This is a genomic window from Telluria sp. RT2P19 (assembly GCF_059685725.1).
Genome location: NZ_JCASIL010000025.1, coordinates 68,264 through 84,887 on the forward strand (window position 1 = coordinate 68,264; position 16,624 = coordinate 84,887).

A 16,624-nucleotide genomic window follows, 5' to 3' on the forward strand; every position below is an offset into this window, starting at 1 on the left:
CCTCGCATGCGCGGCGTTCATCCATTCCGGTCCCGGCAACGGCAAGGCGGCATCGCACTGCTGACCGCCCTGGTGCTGATGCTGGCGGTGCTCATGACCGGCATCGCCTCGACCCGCGGCGCCATGCAGGGTGCGCGCGCCGCCCTGCATGAACAAGACCGGTTGCTGGCGCTGCAGATGGCCGACGCCGCCGTGCACGATGCGGAACGCGACATCGAAGGCGGCGCCGAACCCGGCTCGCCGCGCGCCAATGCCATCGCCGGCGGCAGCGCGGATGCCTTCGTCGCCGGCTGCGGCGGTGGGCGACCCTTCAACGGGCTATGCGCGCACGCGGCCGATCCGGACGAACTGGCCGGGTTGCTGCTCGATGATGACGGTCCGGCGGTGGCCTACGGCAGCTTTACCGGCACGAACATGCCGGACGGCGAGGGCGCCTTGCCGCGCGAGGCGCCGCGCTACCTGGTCGAATTGATGCCCGCCTCGCCCGGCGGCCAGCTGTACCGGATCGTGGCGCGCGGCGCCGGCAGCATGCCGGGCACCCACGCCGCGCTGCAGGCCTACTACCGCAAGCCTGCCGACGGCGCGCCGGGCCGGCGTGTCGGTTGGCGCGAGCTTGGCAACTGGAGCGAGGAAGCCGCCGCCGCCGCCGGTCCGCCCGCTGCGGCAGCCGCCCACCTGCCGGGGAAGGACCGACAATGAAGCATATCGGCAGAGGGTTCACGCTGGTCGAGCTGCTGGCCGTGATGGCGATCATGGGCATCCTGGCCGCGCTCGTCTACCCGTCGTACACGCAGCAGCTAGTCAGGGCGCGCCGCGTCGAGGCCCAGTTGGCGCTGCTGGACGCGATGCAGCGCCAGGAGCAATACCGCGCGCTGCACCACGCCTACATCGCTTTCTCGATCGACGCGGGCGATCCCGATGCCGGCCATTTCCCGACCTGGACCGGCAACAGCGCCGCCGCCAGCGCCTACGAGCTCGACGGTTACGCCTGCCCCGGCCAGGACATCTCCCAATGCATCGCGCTGCGCGCGCGGCCTGGAACGGCCAATGTCGACACGGGCTTCGCCGATCCCGATTGCGGCGTCCTGACCCTCGACAGCACCGGCCGCCAAACGGCCAGCGGCCCATCTGCCCGCTGTTGGCCATGAGGTTGGCGATGGTGCTGGCAATGGGGCGGCATGAGGGAGCCAATGAGGGGAGCCAATGAGAGAGCCAATGAGAGAGCCAATGAGAGAGCCAATGAGAGAGCCAATGAGGGAGCCAATAAGGGAGCCGATGAGGTGGCGGTGGTGCGCCGGCCTGTCCCTGGCCGAGCTGGTGGTGGTGCTCGGCATGGTCGCGGTCACGGCGGCGCTCGCCGCTCCCAATCTGCATGGGCTGGTTCGCGGCCAGCAGCTGCGCACCGCGTCCGGCGACCTGCATAGCGCGGTCCAGCTGGCCCGGTCGCAGGCGATCGCGCGCAACGAACGGGTCAAGCTCACGTCCAACGACGAGAAAGGCCGCGACTGGTCGCAAGGCTGGACCGTCTATGTCGACCGCGACAACGATCGCCGTCCCGGCGGGGGCGACGAGATCCTGGCCGTTCATCCGCCTCTGCCGCGAGGCCTGCAGGTCAGCTATTCCTTCACCAGCCCTGCAGCGCCGCAATACATCGCCTACAATGGCGCGGGACGCAGTTGCAGCGACACGAACAGCGCCGCATCGCGTCTCGGCACACTGTCGCTGTTCCATGGCGGCGAAGTGCGCCGTATTAAAATCAATATGCTCGGGCGGCCACGCCTGTGCAATCCCGCCCGCGAGGACGGGTGCGACGGCGCCGCGGCGCCGCCCTGAAACACGGCAAGGCGACGATCCTCATGAGCACCGAACCGAGCACCGAACTGACCACCGACATGAGCGAATACCGCGAACTGATTCTGAACGATACCGACGGCATGGCGCTGGCCCTGGACTGGGCGGCGCGCGGCATGTACCTCACCGCGCCGAATCCGCGCATCGGCTGCGTGATCGTCAGGGACGGCATCGTGATCGGCGCCGGCCACACCCAGATCGCCGGCCAGGCGCACGCCGAGATCCAGGCATTGCGCGACGCCGCGGCGCGCGGCAACGACGTGCGCGGCGCCACCGCCTATGTCACGCTCGAGCCGTGCAGCCACCACGGCCGCACGCCGCCATGCTCCAACGCCCTGGTGCAGGCCGGCCTGGGGCGGGTGGTGGCGGCCATGGTCGACCCGAACCCGCTGGTGGCCGGCCGCGGCCTGGCCCAGCTCGAAGCCGCCGGCATCGCGGTCAAGGCCGGCGTCCTGGCCGACGCCGCGCAAGAACTCAACATCGGCTTCTTCTCGCGCATGGTGCGCGGCCTGCCGTGGGTGCGCCTGAAGGTCGCGGCCAGCCTGGACGGCGCCACCGCGCTCGCCGGCGGCGAGAGCCAGTGGATCACCGGAGAGCAGGCGCGCGCCGACGGCCACGCCTGGCGCGCCCGCGCCAGCGCGATCGTGACCGGGATCGGCACCGTCAAGGCCGACAATCCGCAACTGACCGTGCGCGGCGTCGACACGCCCTTGCAGCCGCGCCGCGTGATCATCGACAGCCGTCTCGAGATCGACCTCGATGCGCGCATCCTGCAGGGCGAACCCTGCTGGATCGTGGGCGCCGTCGACGACGCCGGCAGGTCCGCGGCATTGCGCGCCGCCGGCCACGAAGTGATCATGCTGCCGAATGCGCATGGCAAGGTCGACCTGCCGGCGCTGATGCGCGAACTGGGCCGGCGTGAAATCAACGAAGTGCACGTCGAAGCGGGTTCCAGGCTCAACGCCTCGATGGTGCGCGAAGGCTGCGTCGACGAGCTGCTGGCCTACCTGGCGCCCACCCTGATCGGACCGGGGCAGGGCATGTTCGACCTGCCCGCTCTGGAGCGCCTGGCGCAGCGCCGCCAGCTGCGTTTCCACGACGTGGCGCGCGTGGGCGACGACCTGCGCATCCTGGCGCGCTTCGTCGAGCCGGCAACCTGATACTGATACACCAACACGAAGGAATCGTATGTTTACTGGAATCGTCGCCGCCGTCGGCAACATCACTTCCGTCTCGCCACTGGCGGGCGGCCTGGACGCCGGTGTGCGCCTGGTCGTCGACGCCGGCCCGCTGCCGCTGGGCGACGTGGCCCTGGGCGACTCGATCGCCATCAACGGCGCCTGCATGACCGTGGTCGAAAAGACCGACCAGGCCTTCACGGTCGACGTCTCGCGCGAAAGCCTGAACAAGACGGTGGGCCTGGAAACCCCGGGCGAAGTGAACCTCGAAAAAGCGCTGACCCTGGCCGAGCGCCTGGGCGGGCACCTCGTCTCGGGCCACGTCGATGGCCTGGGCAAGGTGCACAGCTTCGCGCCGGTCGGCGAGTCGTTCGAGCTGGTCATCGACGCGCCCCATGAGCTGGGCAAGTTCCTGGCCTATAAGGGCTCGGTCGTGGTCAACGGTGTGTCGCTCACGGTGAACCGGGTCGAGGACCTCGAAGCCGAAGGCAGCAAGGTGTGCCGCTTCTCGATCAACCTGATCCCGCACACGATCGACGTCACCACCCTCAAGCACCTGGCGGCCGGTTCGCGCGTCAATCTCGAGATCGACCTGATCGCGCGCTACGTCGAGCGCATGCTGTCGGCCGCGCGATAATTCCCGGCGCCGCCCGAGATTTGGGGCAGATGCAGGGTGGATGAACGTGTGGACGGCTTCGCTGTCCACCCCTGCAACACGGCCAGGAACGTGGCCTATCGCGGGCGCCCCGGCGTCAGCCGCCGGGCGCCGCCAGCGCGCCAGGTTTACCATTGCCGCCAGCCTTGCCTGCGGCTTGGCCACCTGCGCTGGCCACCTTGGCCGCCGCCTGGGTCTCGGGATTGAGCACCACCTGCACATAATTGCTGGTGTCGAAGTAGCGCCGCGCCGCCGCCTTGATGTCGTCGGCCGTGAGGGCCTGGACCTGGCGCTCCACCGACAGGATCGATGCCGGGTCGGTGCCCTCGGTCAGCGACGACTGCAGGTTGGCCACCCAATAGCCGTTTTCGCGCAGTGAGCGCCGGTGGTTCTGGATCCAGCCGGTCTTGACCTTGTCGAGTTCCGCCGCGTCCGGGCCGTCCTGCTGCAGGCGGGCGATCTCGGCGAAGGTCGCGGCGATTACCTTGTCCACGTGCTCGGGACCGGTCGGCAGGCTGACGCCGACCGAGTAGTTCCCGTACGGGATCTTGCTCAGCGTGCCGCTGGCGCCGCCGCCGTAGATCATCGCCATCTTTTCGCGCAGCACCTCGATGATGCGCAGGTTGGTCACCTCGATCAGGGCCGACAGGCGCAGCTGCTCGGCTTCGGAAAATTCGGCCGGGCCGGTGAAGGTCAGCGAGACGGTGCTCTTCGGCTCCGAGCCGCTGCGCACCTCGCGCTTGACCACGCCCGTGGTCGGGCGCAGGCCCACGTCGCGGTAGGCGACCGGGATGTCCGGCGTCGGCAGGGTGCCGAGATAGGTCGCCAGCAGCGGCCGGATCTTCTGTTCGTCGAAGCTGCCGACCAGGATGAAGGTCAGGTCCTTGGCGCTCGAGAAGCGCTGGCGGAAGATGTCGATGCTGCGATCGAGGTCGATCTTGGCGTATTCTTCGGCGTCGAGCGTGCGCGGCGCGCGCGGATGGCCGTTGTACAGGGCCGATACCAGCGCATCGTTGAAGTAGCGGCCCGGCAGGCCGCTCTGGTTGCGCGCGATCTCGGCCTGCTTGTCGATATAGGCGTGGAACAGGCCCTCGTCGCGGCGCACGCCGGCGAACTTCAGCCACAGCAGCTGCAGCATGGTCTCGACGTCGGTCGCGCCGGAAGCGCCCGCGATCACGTCGGTATAGCTGCCGAGGCCGACGGTCACGCCGGCAGCCTTGCCAGCCAGGATCTTGCGCATGTCGAGCGGACTGAAATCCTTCACACCCATGCTGGCCACGATGGCGTTCGAGAAGCGCGCATTGAGGATGTCGCCGTCGGGGAACAGGCTCTGGCCGCCGGGACGGGCCGCGCTCAGCATCACCTGGTCGTTGAGGAAGTCGGTCGGCTTCAGGATCACCTTGACTCCGTTCGACAGGGTCAGGCGGGTCAGGCCCAGCGCCTTGTCGTGTTCTTCCGCCGTGATCTTGCCCGGCTGCGCCGGCCGTTCCATCAGGCGCGTCGCCAGCAGCTTTTCGTCATGCCGTTCGACGGGCGTGCGCGCCGCTTCGCTGACGGCGGCCAGCAGTTGCTCGCCGGTCGGCGCATCGGGCTTGCTCACGCCCGTGTACAGCACCAGCTTGCCCGAGTCTGCGGGAATGGTGCGGCGCGCATAGTCGTTCATCTCGGCCAGCGAAATACCCGGCACCAGCTGTTGCACGTAGCGGTATTCGGTCTCGATGCCGGGAATCGCCTCGTCCTGCAGGAAGTTGCGGATGTATTCGGCGGCGTAGCTGCCCGAATCGCTCTTGGCGCGTTCGTTCCAGGCCTGCTCGTAGGTGCGCATCAGGTTTTTCTTGGCCCGGTCGAGTTCCTGCTCGCCGAAGCCGTGCTGGCGCGCACGCTCGTTCTCCTGGACCAGGGCCGAGATCGCGGGCAGGGCGCCGCGCGGACCGATGGCGGCCGACGAATTATAGGAGTGATAGCGCGGCGTCAGCTTGCCCAGCGCGCTGCCGGCGCCGAGGTAGGGCGCGTCCGGCAGCTGCGCCAGTTCCGCCAGGCGCTGGTTGAGCATGCTCCCGAACAGCGATTGCACCAGCTCGTCGCGGTAGGCGCCGATGGTGCCCAGTTCGCGCACCGGCTGCACCGGATAGCGGATCAGCACCGCGTTGCCGTTGGCTTCGGGGTCGGTCACCACCAGGGCCTCGGTAGCGGCGCGCGCGGGAATCGTGGCGTAGTCGCGCGGGCGCGGATTGGCCGGATTCCTGAGGCGCGTGAAGTGCTGCTTCACGAGCTTTTCGGCATGCGCCGGATCGACGTCGCCGACCACCACCACCGCCATCAGGTCGGGGCGGTACCAGTCGCGGTAGAAGCGTTTGAGGGCGTCGGGCTTGAAATTTCGCAGCACGTCCTCGCGCCCGATCGGCAGCCGCTCTGCATATTTCGAGCCATTGAACAGGCGCGGATAGATCTGGGTGCCCATGCGGTCCGAGGCGCCTTTGCCCAGGCGCAGCTCTTCGAGCACGATGCCACGCTCCTTCTCGATCGCGTCGGCATCGAAGCGCACGCCGTGGGCCCAGTCCTCGAGCACCTGGAACGCCTTGGTGACGTTGTCCGGCTTGTCGGTCGGGATCGGAAGGATGTAGACGGTTTCGTCGAACGAGGTATAGGCGTTCAGGTCGGCGCCGAAGCCGACGCCGATCGACTGCAGGTAGGATACGAGCTCATGCTTGCGGAAGTTGGTGGTGCCGTTGAAGGCCATGTGCTCCACGAAATGGGCCAGGCCGCGCTGGTCGTCGTCCTCGAGGATGGAGCCGGCCTTGACCACCAGGCGCAGTTCGAGCTTGCGCTCGGGGCGCGCATTGCGCTGGATGTAGTAAGTGAGTCCGTTATCGAGCTTGCCGACCTTGACCTGCGGGCCGACCGGGATCGGCGCATCCATCTGCAACGGGGCTTGGCGCAAGGGCTGCTGCGCCTGGCCATCCTGCGGCGCGCCATGCGCCAGCGGGGACAGTCCCAGGACCGCGGCCAATACCATCGAAGGCAGGCCGCGTGTGAAGTTGTTGCTCATTCAATGCTCATTCAATGGTTGTCGGATGACTTGTTAAGTGCATTCTACATGGCGGGAAGGCGGGCACGGACGAGCTTAAGGCTGCCCTAAACTTCAGAGCACGACCCGTCCTTTCGCCAGCAGCTGGGCCATCTCGTGGGCCGGCACCGGCCGCCCGTACAGATAGCCCTGCAAGACGTCACAGCCGAGGGAGCCCAGAAAATCGCGCTGGCCGACGGTCTCCACGCCTTCGGCCACCACCGCCAGCGACAGGCCCTGGGCCAGGGCGATCGTGGCCTGGGCGATGGCGGCGCTGCGCTGTTCGGTGGCGATGTTGCGCACGAATGTCTGGTCGATCTTGAGTTTATCCAGCGGGAAGCGCGACAGGTAGCCGAGCGACGAGTAACCGGTGCCGAAGTCGTCCAGCGACAGCGAGACGTTCATCGCGCGCAGCTCGGCCATCTGGGCCTCGGCCGCGGCGCTGTCGCCCAGCATCACGCTTTCGGTCAGCTCCACTTCCAGCCAGCGCGCATCCATGCCGCTATCTTGCAGGGCGGTACGCACCACCTGGGCCACGGTACCGGCCTTGAACTGGCTGGCCGAGACGTTGACCGCGACCCGCACCGGCGCCAGGCCGGCGTTTTGCCAGGCCTTGTTCTGGAAGCAGGCCTGGCGGATCACCCATTCGCCGATCGGGTGGATCAGGCCCGTGTCCTCGGCCAGCGGAATGAAGTCGGCCGGCGAGACGGGGCCGATCTCGTCGCTGCGCCAGCGCAACAGGGCTTCCATGCCGACCAGGCGGCCATCGAGGCGCGAGACCTGCGGCTGATAATGGAGCATCAGTTCGTCGCGCTCGATCGCGCGCCGCAGGCGCGTCTCGAGCGCCAGCCAGCGCAGCGCCTCGGCGTTCATCTCGCCCTTGAAGAACCGGAAGCCGTTGCGGCCCGAATCCTTCACATGGGTCAGCGCGGCGTCGGCGGCCTTGAGCAGGTCGCCCGCCACGTCGCCATCGCGCGGGTAGACGCTGATGCCGATGCTGCCGGTGACGACCACGTCATGTCCGTCCACCGAGTGCGGATGCGATACGGCGTCAATCAGGCGCTGGGCGCAATAGATCACATCGTCGGTGTCGTCGAAGCTGGTCAGCAGCAGCACGAATTCGTCGCCCGACAGGCGCGCCACGGTGTCGGTCGGTCCGGCCACCTCGCTGGCGCGGCGCGCCACTTCGCGCAGCACGGCATCGCCGGCTGCGTGGCCGAGACTATCGTTGATGCGCGACAGGCGGTCGACGTTGAACAGCAGCAGCGCCACCTGGCTGGCATCCTGGCGCGCCGCCGCCAGCGCCTGCTGCATGCGGTCGTTGAACAGCGAACGGTTCGGCAGCCGGGTCAGCGAATCGTGGCTGGATAAAAAGTCGAGCTGGTGGTGCGCCGCCTTCAGCGCGGACAGGTCGGTCGACACCGACACATAGGCGGTGCGCTTGCCGTGCTCGTCGTGGACCGCGCTGATGCTCATGCTGGCCGGGTAGATCTCGCCGTTCTTGCGGCGGTTCCAGATCTCGCCGCGCCACTGGCCATCCTTCTCCAGGCAATTCCACATGCCGGCGTAGAACGCGGCGTCATGGCGCCCCGACTTCATCGCGCGCGGATTCATGCCCATCACTTCGGCTTCGCCATAGCCGGTGATCTCTTCGAAGGCCGGGTTGGCGGCGACGATATTGGCGTCGGCGTCGGTCATCAGGATCGCCTCTTGCGTGCTGTCGAACACCTGGCGCGCGAGCTCCAGCCGGTGTTCGCTGTCGCGCAGGGCGGCGTCGGCGTCGGCGCGCGCGATGGCCTCGAGCTGCAATTGGGCCGCGTGGCGCTGCACCACTTCGTACAGGTTCAGGTTTTCATAGGCCACCGCCAGCTGGGCCGCGAGCGCCGTGGCCCAGCGTTCTTCTTCGTCCGAGAACGCCGGCGCGCCGACGCGCCGGGTGCAATACAGCCAGCCGAGCGGATGCTGCAGATCGTGGACCTGCAGGCCGAGCAGGTGGCCGACCTCGGGGTGGTGCCGGGGCAGGGTGGCAAGGAGGGCGTCGTCACCGTCCAGGCGCAGCGTCGCGCGGGCGCGCAGCAGCACGCCCGGTAAATCGTCGTCGTTGAGCGCGCAGTCTTCGAGCAGGCGGCCCTCGACGCCATAGGCACTCAGGTGGCGCACGCTGTTTTCGGTGCTGGCCAGCAGGCACAGGGCGACGCAGTCGGCGTCGAGCACGCGCCGCGCCGCGTCCACGAAGGCCGCGGCGAGGGCGTCGACGCGGCGCTCGCCGACCAGCATCATGCACATGCGTTCCAGTTCCGCCAGGCGCGCGCACAGGTCGAACGGCAGGTCGCGGTCGCGCTCCTGGCCGGACGGCAGCACCGGCGCCGGCGCGCCACGCGCCGCGCCCAGTTCAGCGGCCACCGCTTCGAGGATGCGATCCGGCTCGGCCGGCTTGCCCAGCACCGTGGTGACGCCGCAGCGCGCCGCCATCGCCGTCGTCTCGCGTTCGGAGTACACGGCCGAGAAGAAGATGACACGGGTCGCGCGCAGGGCAGCGTCGGCGCGCAGCTGCTGGACGAACTCGTAGCCGTCCATGGTCGGCATCAGGATGTCGGTGATGATCAGGTCGGGCCGTTCGGTGCGCGTGATGGCCAGCGCCTGGGCCCCGTCCTCGGCCTCGAGGATGCGGTGTTCGGTGTAGCGGAGCAGGGCGCCAAGGTAGTGGCGGTTGCTCGGGCGGTCGTCGACAATCAGGATCGTGGCCATCAGCACCGCCTTTCGCATGGGGTGACGCCTGGACGGCTGACTGGGAGGACTACCGGCATGGCAACTCCGAAAAAATGCAACCGCACTGCCTGGATGGGTACGGCAAAGATGTCTTAATCATAATCCAAAGGCACATGGGCACAGTACGATGTTGCACGTAAAAACACCAAGCTTAACAATTCGAAGCTGCAAAATCACTAGTTGTTGCTCAATAGTAACGCCGGTTGACGCACCAGTGTGGCTGTGCTGCCGATTTGGGAGGAGCCAGGGGCGACAATGCGGTTGAAAGCCTGTAAATCCTTTAAAATAGCGGATTACGCATAACCCTCCCGTTTCAAGGAATCCCGTATGTCTATTTCCAGCACCGAGGACATCGTTGCCGAACTTCGTGCCGGCCGCATGGTCATCCTGGTCGACGAAGAAGATCGCGAGAACGAAGGCGACCTCGTGCTTGCAGCCGACTTCGTCACGCCCGAGGCGATCAATTTCATGATCCGTCACGCGCGCGGCCTGGTCTGCCTGACCCTGTCCGAAGAGATTTGCGACCGCCTGGCGCTGCCGATGATGACTTCCCGTAACGGCACCTCGTTCGGCACCAATTTCACGGTGTCGATCGAGGCGGCCGAGGGCGTGACCACCGGCATCTCGGCGGCCGACCGTGCGCGCACCATCCAGGTGGCGGTGAACAAGGGCACGACGCCGGACGACCTGGTACAGCCGGGCCACATCTTCCCTCTGCGCGCCCAGAAGGGCGGCGTCCTGATGCGCGCGGGGCATACCGAAGCGGGTTGCGACCTGACACAGATGGCCGGGCTGACCCCGGCCTCGGTGATTTGCGAGATCATCAAGGAAGACGGCACCATGGCGCGCCTGCCCGACCTGATCGAGTTCGCCAGGGAGCACGATCTCAAGATCGGCACCATCGCCGACCTGATCCATTACCGCAGCCAGAACGAATGCCTGGTCGAGCGCGTGGCCGAGCGCACGCTGTCGACCGAGGCCGGCGAATTCCAGCTGGTCGCCTTCCGTGACGCCCCGAGCGGCTCGGCCCACCTGGCGCTGGTCCACGGCGAGCTGTCGCCAGGAAAGGAAGCCCTGGTGCGCGTGCACCAGCCGGTGTCGATCCTCGACCTGCTCGAGAACCGCGCCACCACCCACTCGTGGGACATGGCCTCGGCCATGCGCACCATCAAGGCCAGCGACGCCGGCGTGATCGTGATGCTCAATTGCGGCGAAAGCGCCGATCAATTGTTCGCCCAGCTGGCGCCGCAGGATGCGAAAGGCAGCCGCGCCGGCGCGCGCGCCGCGTCGATGGATTTGCGTACCTACGGCATCGGCGCCCAGATCCTGCGTGCACTGGGCGTGGGCAAGATGCAGCTGCTGGCCAATCCGCGCAAGATGCCGTCCATGACCGGCTTCGACCTGGAAGTGACCGGCTACGTGCCGCGTCCGGAAGCCTGAAACACCCAATCAACCAATATACAAGACGAAGAGGTCAGCCATGACGGTAGGAACTTTTGAAAGCAATCTGCAGGGCGAAGACCTGCGCATCGGTATCGTGCAGGCCCGTTTCAATGCGGACGTGGGCCACGGCCTGCTGTCGTCGTGCCTGGCCGAACTCAAGCGCCTGGGCGTGGCCGACGAAGACATCCTGCACGTGACCGTGCCGGGCGCCCTCGAAGTGCCGCTGGCGCTGCAGCGCATGGCCGTGACCGAGCAGTTCGACGCGCTGATCGCGCTGGGCGCGGTGATCCGCGGCGAAACCTACCACTTCGAGCTGGTGTCGAACGAATCGGGCGCCGGCATCACCCGCATCGGCCTCGACTACGGTATCCCGATCGCCAATGCGATCCTGACCACCGAGACCGACGAGCAGGCCGAGGTCCGGATGGCCGAGAAGGGCGGCGACGCAGCGCGCGTCGCGGTCGAGATGGCCAACCTCCTGATGGCGCTGGACGAGCTGGTGCCAGAGGACGAATAACAGTAAAGGCAAGAAAACAATGACTGACAAGAGCACGCACGCCAACCCCAGCAAGAACCGCACGCCGCGCCACCGCGCGCGCGAGTTCGCGCTCCAGGGTCTGTATCAATGGCTGCTGAATAACGAATCGGCGCGGGTGGTCTCGACCAATATCCGTGGCGCGCATGGTTTCGACAAGGCCGACAGCGAGTTCTTCTCGGCGCTGCTCAATGGCGCGATCAGTACTTCGGTCGAGCTGCGCGAATCGATCGCCCCGCTGATCGACCGCGCGATCACCGAGTTGTCGCCGATCGAGCACGCGGTGCTGCTGCTGGGCGCCTACGAACTGAAGAACCATCCCGAGATTCCATACCGCGTCGTGATCAACGAGGCGGTCGAGCTGACCAAGTCGTTCGGCGGAATCGATGGGCACAAGTACGTCAATGGCGTGCTGGACAAGCTGGCGTCGAAGCTGCGTTCCGACGAAGTGGCGGCGAACGAGCGTCGCTGATCGGCTGGGTTGGCCGTCAGTAAAAAGCCACCGTGCGCGAGCAGGTGGCTTTTTTGTCGGGTGAGCGCCTTGGCGGGAACCCAGGTCATGCCCGTCGCCAGGAGCGTCAACTATATATAGTGCACGCGCAAAAAAGCCACCGCCGCGGCGGTGGCATCGAAGGACTTCCCTCGTGATCTTACAGCCCGGCCAGTGGCTCCACGTCCGGCACATGCGCGCCGGTGGCAGCGGCAGTCGTGGTCTCTTGCATCGGCTTCGCTTCGGGCTTGGCCGTTTCCGACTCGGCCTTGGCCGTGACGATGGTCGCCGGCGCAACGCGCGGCGTACGGACCGGCACGTTCTGGCCTTTCGAGACCTTCTTGAGCAGACGCCATTCGTTCAGCACCTTGTTGCCATAGCCGGAGTCGGTTTCCAGGTCGGCCGCGCCGACGTAGGTCTTCAGGCCACCCTCGACCGAACCGGTGCGCTTGACGTAATCCTTCAGGATCAAGGCGCCGACACGGATGTTGGCGACCGGATTCAGGGCCGCCTGCGGGCCGCCCACGTCCTCGAACTTGTCATGGTGGACCTTGGCCATGACCTGCATCAGGCCCTTGGCGCCCATCGCGCTTTCGGCGAACGGGTTCAGGCCCGATTCGATCGCCATCACCGCCAGGATCAGCAGTGGATCGAGCTTCAGCTCGTGCGCCGTCAGGTAGGCGGTCGAGACCAGCATATTGGCGGCATCGCCGGCGACGCGATAACGCTTCGACAGCCAGTTGGTGACGTATTGCTGTTGCTTGCTATTGCCCAGCATTGCGTGCGAATCACGCACATGCGTCGTTTCCACGGCCACCGCCTCGGCGACGGCCTTCGGTGTAGGCACGACAGGCGCCACCGGTTTCACGGCGGCGACGACGACTGGCTGCGGATGCAGCATTTCAGAGACGCGCTTGGCGAAACTGTCATTTGTGTACAGCAGCGCCAGCATGGCGACTGCGGTGAGACCGAATATGGTCAGGGTAGTGCGTGCGGTCTTCATCAAACCGCTTGCCGTTTTGCTCACGGAAGACCACGTGATTGGCTGGCTCGCCAGGGTTTGCACGAGCCTTGCGCTCGTGATGAAACGATGAAACATCGAATTTCCCCTTGTCGCGGCAAAAAGAATCCCGTCGTCTCGCGCTAAGCGAAACGTTGGATGTGCTTTGCCGTGCATCAGAAAATCGTTTGTCGCCGCGACGCGGCCGACTAACGCCGTCATTGCTTTGCTTCAGCTGGCTGCTAACCCGGTGGGCAGGGACCAGTGGCTCAACAACTGTCTCGGGGGAGCTGGGCAGACGCCCAAGAGAAAACACTCCTTAAAATGTCATATGGGGCCCCGACCCCGTGATTGCATGAGAACAGCTAAAATGTGTCAAAAAGGTAAGGCCGTCTCATCAAGTAGGACGGATTGTAGGGGTCAAGCTTATATCAAGTCAACCCTAGCACGCTTAATCCTTATTACTTTTGGTTCTGAAGAGATCGACGTTCAAATAGAAATACTTGACGAATCAATCACTTGAGGCGACCCTCTCACTTACGTTCTGCAATCGAAGAAATGCTCAAAACTTGATGAAATATACAGACTTGCGAGATTTTATGGCCCAGCTGGAACGCATGGGTGAGCTCAAACGCGTTGATATTCCCGTATCACCGCACCTCGAAATGACCGAAATATGTGATCGCACCCTGCGCGCCGAAGGCCCCGCGTTGCTGTTCCAGCAGCCCACCGGGCACACGATTCCGGTCCTCGGCAACCTGTTCGGCACGCCGAAACGGGTGGCATTGGGCATGGGGGCCGACGACCTGAGCGACCTGCGCCAGATCGGCCACGTGCTGGCGCGCCTGAAAGAGCCCGAGCCGCCCAAGGGTTTCAAGGACATCATGGGCATGGGCTCCCTCGTCAAGGCGGTGTGGGACATGGCGCCGAAGGAAGTAAAGGGCGCCTCCTGCCAGGAAATCGTATGGGAGGGCAAGGATGTCGATCTGGGCCGCCTGCCCATCCAGCACTGCTGGCCGGGGGACGTCGCGCCCCTGATCACCTGGGGCCTGGTGATCACCAAGGGCCCGAACAAGAAACGCCAGAACCTGGGCATCTACCGCCAGCAGGTGCTGGGGCCGAACAAGGTCATCATGCGCTGGCTGGCGCACCGCGGCGGGGCGCTCGATTTCCGCGAGCACGCATTGGCCAGCCCAGGCCAGCCGTATCCGATCGCGGTGGCGCTGGGCGCCGATCCGGCCACCATCCTCGGAGCCGTGACGCCGGTGCCGGATACCCTGTCAGAGTACCAGTTCGCCGGCCTGCTGCGCGGCAGCCGGACTTCGCTCACCAAGGCGATCGGCAGCGAATTGCGGGTGCCGGCGTCGGCCGAGATCGTGCTCGAAGGGCATATCTACCCGGATGCGAACCACCCGTCCGGCTTCGAGCATGCGCTCGAAGGACCCTATGGCGACCATACCGGCTACTATAATGAACAGGACAGCTTTCCGGTGTTTACGATCGACCGCATCACGATGCGGCGCGACCCGATCTATCACTCGACCTATACCGGCAAACCGCCGGACGAGCCGGCCGTGCTGGGCGTGGCGCTGAATGAAGTCTTCATTCCCCTGCTGCAGAAACAGTTCACCGAGATCACCGACTTCTACCTGCCGCCCGAGGGCTGCAGCTACCGCATGGCGGTGGTGCAGATGAAGAAGCAGTACGCGGGTCACGCCAAGCGCGTGATGTTCGGCGTGTGGAGTTTCCTGCGCCAGTTCATGTATACCAAGTTCATCGTGGTGGTGGACGAGGATGTCAATGTGCGTGACTGGAAAGAGGTGATCTGGGCCATCACGACCCGCGTCGATCCGACCCGCGACACGGTCATGGTCGACAACACCCCGATCGACTACCTCGACTTCGCCTCGCCGATCAGCGGCCTGGGCAGCAAGATGGGGATCGACGCCACCAATAAGTGGCCGGGCGAAACCAGTCGCGAGTGGGGAACGCCGATCGTGATGGACCCGGCGGTGAAAGAGAAGGTGGACACGATCTGGCAGCAGCTGAAGATTTGACCGGGCAGGGCCGGCGCTGCGCCGCCGGCCTGGTCGCATTGTTCCCCAAACCGCCGCCGTCAGGTATAATGAGTGCTGGCGGGCCCCTGCGCATTGTGGCATGGTTTACCTGGTCAGGTCGGGAACGAAGCAGCCAAAGCCGTTCACCGCAAGTGCCGCAGATCAGGCTCGCCTCTTATCTTTTGCTCCGTCCTTCCGCTCCGTCTCGCTGTCCGTAGTCGCTCCCTTCCTCCTGTTGTCGCGCTGGCGTTTGCACGTCCGTCGCCTCCGTACTTCATTCCAGTTACACAAGAGCCTACCTGCGGATTGTTCGCGATGCCCGTCATCTGCGGTAAAATCGTGGCATGTCCTATCAAGTCCTCGCCCGCAAATACCGTCCCAAGAACTTCGAAACGCTGGTCGGCCAGGAGCACGTGGTCCGTGCGCTGACCCATGCCTTGCGTACGGAGCGGCTGCACCACGCCTATCTGTTCACGGGCACGCGCGGGGTCGGCAAGACCACCTTGTCGCGCATCCTGGCCAAGTCGCTCAATTGCACCGGGCCGGACGGGCAGGGCGGGATCACGGCCGAGCCATGCGGCCAGTGCGAGGCATGCCGCGCGATCGATGCCGGCCGCTTCGTCGACTACATCGAGATGGACGCGGCGTCCAACCGCGGCGTGGACGAGATGGCCCAGTTGCTGGAGCAGGCGGTCTACGCGCCGAGCAATGCGCGCTTCAAGGTCTACATGATCGACGAGGTGCACATGCTCACCAATCACGCGTTCAACGCGATGCTCAAGACGCTCGAAGAACCGCCGCCGCACGTCAAGTTCATCCTGGCGACCACCGATCCGCAAAAGATTCCGGTGACGGTGCTGTCGCGCTGCCTGCAGTTCAACCTCAAGCAGATGCCGCCGGGTCATATTGTCGGCCACCTCGAAAACATCCTGGGCCAAGAGGGAGTGACCTTTGAGCAGCCGGCCCTGCGCCTGCTGGCGCAAGGCGCCCACGGCTCGATGCGCGACGCGCTGTCGCTCACCGACCAGGCGATCGCGTATGCCGCCGGCCAGGTCACGCTCGACGCGGTGCAGGGCATGCTCGGCGCGCTCGACCAATCCTACCTGGTGCGCCTGCTCGACGCCCTCGTGGCGCAGGATGGCGCCGACCTGATGGCGGTGGCCGACGAGATGGCCAGCCGCAGCCTGTCGTACAACGGCGCGCTGCAAGACCTGGGCACCTTGCTGCACCGGATCGCGCTGGCGCAATCGGTGCCCGGCGCCGTGCCGCAAGACTTGCCCGAGCTGGCCGACATCATGCGCCTGGCCGCGGCCTTCGAACCGCAGGAAGTGCAGCTGTACTACCAGATCGCCGTGCACGGCCGTAACGAAATCGGCCTGGCGCCGGACGAATACGCCGGCTTCACCATGACCTTGCTGCGCATGCTGGCCTTTCGTCCCGGACAGGGTGGGGCAGAGGCATCCGCGGCGCCACCCGCGGCTGCTGCGGTAGGCGCGGCGCCCGCCGCGCGCGCCGCGGCGGCAGCGGCGGCCAGCCATGCGGCGGTGGCGCCGCGTCCGGCCGCGACGGCGGGGCAGGC

The 16,624-nt window shown here is 66.0% G+C and carries 13 protein-coding genes and 1 other RNA gene; 11 read left to right on the forward strand and 3 right to left on the reverse strand.

Features of this window, described 5'->3' with window-relative positions; all coding sequences use genetic code 11:
- Positions 1-6: 6 nt before the first annotated feature.
- The 5 genes from AC56KW_RS23510 (at position 7) to AC56KW_RS23530 (ending at position 3,666) form a co-directional block, all read left to right on the forward strand.
- Entirely contained in the window at positions 7-699 is a 693-nt protein-coding gene (locus AC56KW_RS23510; RefSeq protein ID WP_497173049.1) for a pilus assembly PilX family protein, read from the forward strand.
- Complete coding sequence (locus AC56KW_RS23515; RefSeq protein ID WP_497173050.1) at positions 696-1,148, forward strand: type IV pilin protein; 453 nt, start codon at positions 696-698, stop codon at positions 1,146-1,148. Before AC56KW_RS23510 ends, AC56KW_RS23515 begins: the two co-directional genes overlap by 4 nt.
- A gap of 127 nt (positions 1,149-1,275) precedes the next feature.
- Entirely contained in the window at positions 1,276-1,833 is a 558-nt protein-coding gene (locus tag AC56KW_RS23520) for a GspH/FimT family pseudopilin (protein ID WP_497173051.1), read from the forward strand.
- A gap of 101 nt (positions 1,834-1,934) precedes the next feature.
- Positions 1,935-3,011 (forward strand): bifunctional diaminohydroxyphosphoribosylaminopyrimidine deaminase/5-amino-6-(5-phosphoribosylamino)uracil reductase RibD, encoded by a 1,077-nt coding sequence (ribD, locus tag AC56KW_RS23525; protein WP_497173062.1) that lies wholly within the window; start codon positions 1,935-1,937, stop codon positions 3,009-3,011.
- 28 nt (positions 3,012-3,039) lie between these two features.
- Complete coding sequence (locus AC56KW_RS23530) at positions 3,040-3,666, forward strand: riboflavin synthase (RefSeq protein ID WP_497173052.1); 627 nt, start codon at positions 3,040-3,042, stop codon at positions 3,664-3,666.
- Positions 3,667-3,781: 115 nt separating this feature from the next.
- Here the strand turns inward: AC56KW_RS23530 and AC56KW_RS23535 are convergent, their stop codons facing one another.
- Both AC56KW_RS23535 and AC56KW_RS23540 read right to left on the reverse strand, forming a co-directional pair.
- The gene (locus AC56KW_RS23535; RefSeq protein ID WP_497173053.1) at positions 3,782-6,733 is read right to left on the reverse strand and encodes a M16 family metallopeptidase; all 2,952 of its coding nucleotides are present in this window, start codon (positions 6,731-6,733) and stop codon (positions 3,782-3,784) included.
- A 93-nt stretch (positions 6,734-6,826) separates the two neighbouring features.
- Positions 6,827-9,517 carry a two-component system response regulator gene (locus AC56KW_RS23540; protein ID WP_497173054.1) on the reverse strand — a complete coding sequence of 897 codons (2,691 nt, stop codon included), beginning with the start codon at positions 9,515-9,517 and terminating at the stop codon, positions 6,827-6,829.
- Between the two features lie 330 nt (positions 9,518-9,847).
- On the opposite strand from AC56KW_RS23540, the gene ribBA reads away from it, so the two are divergent.
- From ribBA to nusB, 3 genes are read left to right on the forward strand one after another with little or no spacing between them, the layout of a single operon-like run.
- Positions 9,848-10,960, forward strand: a complete 1,113-nt coding sequence (gene ribBA / locus AC56KW_RS23545) for a bifunctional 3,4-dihydroxy-2-butanone-4-phosphate synthase/GTP cyclohydrolase II (RefSeq protein ID WP_497173055.1) — start codon at positions 9,848-9,850, stop codon at positions 10,958-10,960.
- 40 nt (positions 10,961-11,000) lie between these two features.
- Positions 11,001-11,480, forward strand: coding sequence for a 6,7-dimethyl-8-ribityllumazine synthase (gene ribH / locus AC56KW_RS23550; RefSeq protein WP_005671273.1), 480 nt, complete (start codon positions 11,001-11,003; stop codon positions 11,478-11,480).
- A gap of 19 nt (positions 11,481-11,499) precedes the next feature.
- On the forward strand, positions 11,500-11,970 hold the full coding sequence (gene nusB, locus AC56KW_RS23555) for a transcription antitermination factor NusB (protein WP_497173056.1): 471 nt from the start codon (positions 11,500-11,502) through the stop codon (positions 11,968-11,970).
- 178 nt (positions 11,971-12,148) lie between these two features.
- On the opposite strand, the gene AC56KW_RS23560 is transcribed toward nusB, so the two are convergent.
- Positions 12,149-12,991, reverse strand: coding sequence for a transglycosylase SLT domain-containing protein (locus tag AC56KW_RS23560; protein WP_497173057.1), 843 nt, complete (start codon positions 12,989-12,991; stop codon positions 12,149-12,151).
- A 569-nt stretch (positions 12,992-13,560) separates the two neighbouring features.
- Here AC56KW_RS23560 and ubiD point away from each other — a divergent pair.
- The 3 genes from ubiD to dnaX form a co-directional block, all read left to right on the forward strand.
- Complete coding sequence (ubiD, locus tag AC56KW_RS23565; protein WP_497173058.1) at positions 13,561-15,045, forward strand: 4-hydroxy-3-polyprenylbenzoate decarboxylase; 1,485 nt, start codon at positions 13,561-13,563, stop codon at positions 15,043-15,045.
- A gap of 77 nt (positions 15,046-15,122) precedes the next feature.
- Positions 15,123-15,221, forward strand: an RNA gene (gene ffs / locus AC56KW_RS23570) — signal recognition particle sRNA small type.
- A 168-nt stretch (positions 15,222-15,389) separates the two neighbouring features.
- The coding region (gene dnaX, locus AC56KW_RS23575) for a DNA polymerase III subunit gamma/tau (protein WP_497173059.1) at positions 15,390-16,624 on the forward strand (1,235 nt) is incomplete at its 3' end.